At 39.2% G+C, this 4,958-nt stretch carries 4 protein-coding genes and 2 tRNA genes; all 6 read left to right on the top strand.

Features of this window, described 5'->3' with window-relative positions; all coding sequences use genetic code 11:
• Positions 1 to 178 precede the first annotated feature (178 nt).
• The 6 genes from GQR46_RS15940 to GQR46_RS15915 all read left to right on the top strand — a co-directional run bounded on the left by GQR46_RS15940 (position 179) and on the right by GQR46_RS15915 (position 4,904).
• Complete coding sequence (locus GQR46_RS15940) at positions 179 to 1,330, top strand: dicarboxylate/amino acid:cation symporter (protein ID WP_007587010.1); 1,152 nt, start codon at positions 179 to 181, stop codon at positions 1,328 to 1,330.
• A gap of 108 nt (positions 1,331 to 1,438) precedes the next feature.
• Positions 1,439 to 2,089, top strand: a complete 651-nt coding sequence (gene uvrY / locus GQR46_RS15935) for a UvrY/SirA/GacA family response regulator transcription factor (RefSeq protein WP_002963136.1) — start codon at positions 1,439 to 1,441, stop codon at positions 2,087 to 2,089.
• 9 nt (positions 2,090 to 2,098) lie between these two features.
• Positions 2,099 to 3,922 (top strand): excinuclease ABC subunit UvrC, encoded by a 1,824-nt coding sequence (uvrC, locus tag GQR46_RS15930; RefSeq protein WP_021032122.1) that lies wholly within the window; start codon positions 2,099 to 2,101, stop codon positions 3,920 to 3,922.
• Between the two features lie 42 nt (positions 3,923 to 3,964).
• Positions 3,965 to 4,510, top strand: a complete 546-nt coding sequence (gene pgsA / locus GQR46_RS15925) for a CDP-diacylglycerol--glycerol-3-phosphate 3-phosphatidyltransferase (protein ID WP_032827134.1) — start codon at positions 3,965 to 3,967, stop codon at positions 4,508 to 4,510.
• A 212-nt stretch (positions 4,511 to 4,722) separates the two neighbouring features.
• Positions 4,723 to 4,798: transfer RNA gene (locus GQR46_RS15920), tRNA-Gly, on the top strand.
• Positions 4,799 to 4,830: 32 nt separating this feature from the next.
• Positions 4,831 to 4,904: transfer RNA gene (locus GQR46_RS15915), tRNA-Cys, on the top strand.
• Positions 4,905 to 4,958: the final 54 nt, after the last annotated feature.

Here is a 4,958-nt window from a genome sequence, read left to right as displayed (position 1 = left end):
GCTTAATTTGAAATTTAAAGAGTAAAAACTCGTTTAGTCAAAAAATGTTCGAAAGAGCATTGGATCAAGCTGTATTTGTTCGTTATTTGTGCATATGAATGTAACTTGAATAGTTTTATCACACAATGCGTCTAAAACATGATAAAAACACGTATCTAAATTCAATTAAGCAATCACAATGAAGTTAATCTTAAAATTAATTGCCGGTATTGTGGCCGGTATCTTAGTCGGACTGTATGTACCTATCACTGGTGTTGAACTTTTATTTACAGTAAAAGAGCTGATTGGTCAAATTATCTCCTTTACCATCCCTCTTATCATTTTATTTTTTATTGCATCGGGTATTGCTGGCCTACCAAAAGGGTCTGGTCACTTACTTGGTAAAACAGTAGGGTTTGCTTACAGCTCTACCATTATTGCAGGTACGCTTGCATTTTTATTAGTAAGTGCTGTTATACCTTTTTTAAGTGGTGGCATTACATTTGAAGCAGAAGTTGCTACTGAAATAGGTAGTTTTATTGATTTAGAAATTCCACCTCTGATGGGTGTAATGACCGCATTAGTGACTGCTTTTGTATTTGGTATAGGCATGAGCCAACTAGAACTTGATACGCTTAAAAAGGTGTCTGATCAGGGTCGTGATGTAGTGGACGGGTTATTATCGAAAGTAATTATTCCAGCTTTACCATTTTACATTGCTGGCGTATTTGCCGAAATGACGGTGGCAGGCACTGTGGTAGATACGTTGCAAACATTTGGTGTAGTACTAATTGCAGCGCTTGTTATGCATTGGTTATGGTTAAGCGTTTTATATATAGCGACAGGTATATTGTTAAAACGTAATCCAATCGAATTAGTTAAAAATATGCTACCAGCTTACTTTACAGCGTTAGGTACTATGTCAAGTGCAGCAACGATTCCAGTATCGCTTCAATCAAGTAAAGCAAATAACGTTAAAGAAGATGTAGCTAACTTTACAGTGCCACTTTGCGCGACTATTCACTTATCTGGCTCAACTATCACTATAGTAACCTGTGCAATGGCTGTTATGTTTTTATCGCCAAGCATGGAAGTTCCTTCATTAATGGGTATGCTACCGTTTATTATGATGTTAGGTGTAGTAATGATTGCAGCACCGGGTGCGCCAGGTGGTGCAGTCATGTCGGCGCTTGGTTTATTAACAAGCATGCTTGGGTTTAATGAAGGTGCTGTTGCATTAATGATTGCACTTTATTTAGCACAAGATAGCTTTGGTACTGCGTGTAATGTAACGGGTGATGGTATCATTGCGTTATGGGTTGACAGATTTAGCGAAAAATCGTCATCTTAAACTATTAGAGCGAGGCAATAATATTAATTATTGTTTCGCTTTATGTATGTTACTGTGGCAAATTAATTTAATTAAATTGCATGTTGTTAGGTAAGTGAGGATGTTCCATTGATTAATGTACTTTTAGTTGATGACCATGAACTTGTACGAACAGGAATCAAGCGTATTCTTGATGACGTACGAGGGTTTAAAGTAATTGGCGAAGCTAAAACTGGCGAAGAGGCTGTACAGTTTTGTCGTCAGCATGCGCCAAACATAGTATTAATGGATATGAATATGCCAGGCATGGGCGGATTAGAAGCGACTAAAAAGATTTGTCGTTACTGCCCAGATGTAAAAATTATTGTGCTTACTGTTAATTGTGAAGACCCGTTTCCGAGCAAGGTAATGCAAATTGGTGCACATGGCTTTTTAACTAAAGGTGCAGGTTCTGATGAAATGGTTCGTGCCATTCGTTGTGTTCATGCTGGTCAGCGTTACATTGCACCTGAAATTGCACAGCAGATAGCGCTTGCACAAGTGACAGGCCGCACAGATGAAAACCCTTTTCAGAGTTTATCTGAGCGCGAACTGCAAATTATGCTTATGATCACCAAAGGTGAAAAAGCACAAAATATAGCTGAACGCTTAAATCTAAGCTCTAAAACAGTAAATAGCTATCGTTACCGTATGTTTGAAAAGTTAAATGTAGGTGGTGATGTTGAGCTTACCCATTTAGCTATTCGTCATAAAATGATTGATATAGACGTTTCGTACTAACTATAATTTATGTCTGAATTCGATCACGTACATTTTCTCAAAACGCTATCAAGTGAGCCGGGCGTATACCGCATGCTTGATAGTGACAACCAAGTTATTTATGTTGGTAAAGCAAAGCATCTAAAAAAGCGTGTGAGCAGTTACTTTAGAAGTAACATTACCGATAGCAAAACACGCGTTTTAGTGAGTAATATTTGTAACATTGAAGTCACCCTCACCAATACTGAAACCGAAGCGCTGCTGCTAGAAAATAATCTAATAAAAAAATATCAGCCTCGGTACAACATATTATTACGCGACGATAAGTCGTACCCCTATATTTTACTCACTAGCCATAAACACCCTCGTTTAGCATTTCATCGTGGCAGTCGTAAAATTAAAGGTGAGTACTTTGGGCCTTTCCCAAGCGCAGGAGCGGTATCTGAAAGCTTGCGGTTAATGCAAAAAATATTTCCTGTTCGTCAATGTGAAGATGCTTATTACCGCGCAAGAAGTCGCCCGTGTCTGCAATATCAACTTAAACGTTGCTCAGCTCCATGTGTAAATAAAGTAACTGATGATGATTACAGTGAGCAAGTTGACTATGTTCGTAAATTTTTAACGGGTAAATCTCACGAAGTTATTGCTGATTTAATAAAAAAAATGGAAGCAGCCAGCCTGCAATTAAACTTTGAATTGGCGGCAAAAGTTCGCGACCAAATAATGCTACTTCGTAAAATGCAGGAGCAACAGTCTATTTCTGGTAACTTTGCAGAAATGGATGTTGTCGGTTTTGCGCATTTAAACGGGTTAAACGGCATTCATTTATTAATGATCCGCGATCATAAAGTACTGGGTAGTAAAACCTATTTTCCAAAAGTACCTAAAGATTCGAGTGAGCAAGAAATATTGACTTCATTTTTAGGACAGTACTATTTAGCGCCAGGAGCAACAGGGCGTATTGCAAAAGAAATCATATTACCGTTTGAAATAGAAGAGAGCGGGGCACTCGGCGAAGCGCTTACACAAATAAGTGAGCGCAAAGTAATCCTTAAAGTGGTCACTCGTGGTGAGCGTGCGCAATACTTACAACTGGCCAATAAAAATGCATTAAACAGTATTGCGGTTAAACAAAGTACCCAAGACTCTATTAATAAACGTTATGCACAATTAAAAGCAACACTGCGACTTGACGATATTACCCGAATGGAGTGTTTTGATATAAGCCACACCATGGGGGAGAACACCGTTGCAAGTTGTGTTGTATTTGACTCACAAGGCCCAAATACAAAAGAGTATAGGCGCTACAACGTAACAGGTATTACAGGTGGCGATGATTATGCTGCAATGGAATTTGCACTTAACAAGCGCTATAACAAGTTAGTAGACGAAGACAAAATTCCAGACGTTATCTTTATTGATGGCGGTAAGGGGCAGTTAGGACGCGCTGAGCAGTACTTTTCTAATTGGCCGCACACTAAAATGCCTTTATTAGTCGGTGTTGCAAAAGGAACGAGTCGTAAACCCGGTCTTGAAACACTATTGATTGACGGTGGACGCAAAACCATTCCGATGGATTCAGATGCGCCTGCGCTTCATTTGATTCAGCATATACGTGATGAGTCTCACCGTTTTGCTATTGCAGGGCATCGTAATAAACGACAAAAACAACGTACACAATCACTACTAGAAGAAATAAATGGAGTAGGTTCTAAGCGTCGCCAAACATTATTAAAATATTTAGGGGGCATGCAGGGTGTAAAAGCTGCTAATATAGAACAGTTAAAGAAAGTTCCTGGGATCAGCCCTGACATGGCTGAGAAGATATTTAACCATTTGCATGACAAGGGCTAGCCCTACATGCGAATATAGCAAAAAAGACATATCCAAGTAGTTATGTGGAATATTCCAAACACACTCACAACATTTAGACTTTTTCTTATCCCCGTTTTTTTGGTGATATTTTATTTGCCTTATAGCTGGGCTTTTTTTGCTGCCGCCTTTATTTTTTGGCTTGCATCGATCACCGATATATTAGACGGTTATTTGGCAAGAAAGCTTGAGCAATCAACTCCTTTTGGTGCTTTTTTAGATCCTGTTGCTGACAAAGTAATGGTATGTGCTGCACTTGTAGCGTTATCTGATCAGTACCAGTCAATGTATATGACAATACCTGCTCTTATTATAATAAGCCGTGAAATTATCATATCTGCACTTCGTGAATGGATGGCAGAGCAGGGTAAGCGTGGTAATGTAGCTGTATCAAATATGGGTAAAATAAAGACGGCTGCACAAATGTTAGCCATTATCGGTTTGATTTGGCAATATGATACGTGGATGAACTATTTAAGTTTTGGACTACTGTACATTGCGACCTTTTTAACCTTGAGTTCTATGATGCAATATTTACGTGCAGCATGGGGTGAATTGACTAAAAATTAACTCTAAATGTATAATAACGCACCGTTTTAGATAAAAAACAAGCAAACAGTTCAAAACTAGCATTTTTTGTATTGACGCGTTTAATAATCTCTGTAGAATGCGTCCGTGTTGAGAGGGCATAGCCCCCGAGATAAACAAAACGGTAATTAATCAGTTACCTGAATGTTCACATAAATCATCATGTGTTAATTCAAATAACTGATAAATAAAATGCGGTACTAGCTCAGTTGGTAGAGCGCGACCTTGCCAAGGTCGAGGTCACGAGTTCGAGCCTCGTGTACCGCTCCAAGTTTATCTCAAGGTTATTACTCCAGTATTGGGGCGGAATGGCAGAGTGGCCATGCACCGGATTGCAAATCCGTTTACCTCGGTTCGACTCCGGGTTCCGCCTCCATTTCAACACTCCACACGCTTTAATTAGCAAACTCGATGCCCGAGTGGTGGAATT

Origin of the sequence: Pseudoalteromonas sp. Z1A6, from assembly GCF_011378745.1 — a bacterium.
GTDB classification, from domain to species: Bacteria; Pseudomonadota; Gammaproteobacteria; order Enterobacterales; family Alteromonadaceae; genus Pseudoalteromonas; species Pseudoalteromonas arctica.
Note: the sequence above shows the minus strand (reverse complement) of the source record. Positions and strands in the feature narration are given on the sequence as shown.

What these genes read in the sequence shown, in the direction of transcription:
- pgsA (WP_032827134.1), top strand. Translation starts at nt 3,965, where the DNA reads ATGTGGAATATTCCAAACACACTCACAACATTTAGACTTTTTCTTATC.
- GQR46_RS15940 (WP_007587010.1), top strand. Translation starts at nt 179, where the DNA reads ATGAAGTTAATCTTAAAATTAATTGCCGGTATTGTGGCCGGTATCTTA.
- uvrC (WP_021032122.1), top strand. Translation starts at nt 2,099, where the DNA reads ATGTCTGAATTCGATCACGTACATTTTCTCAAAACGCTATCAAGTGAG.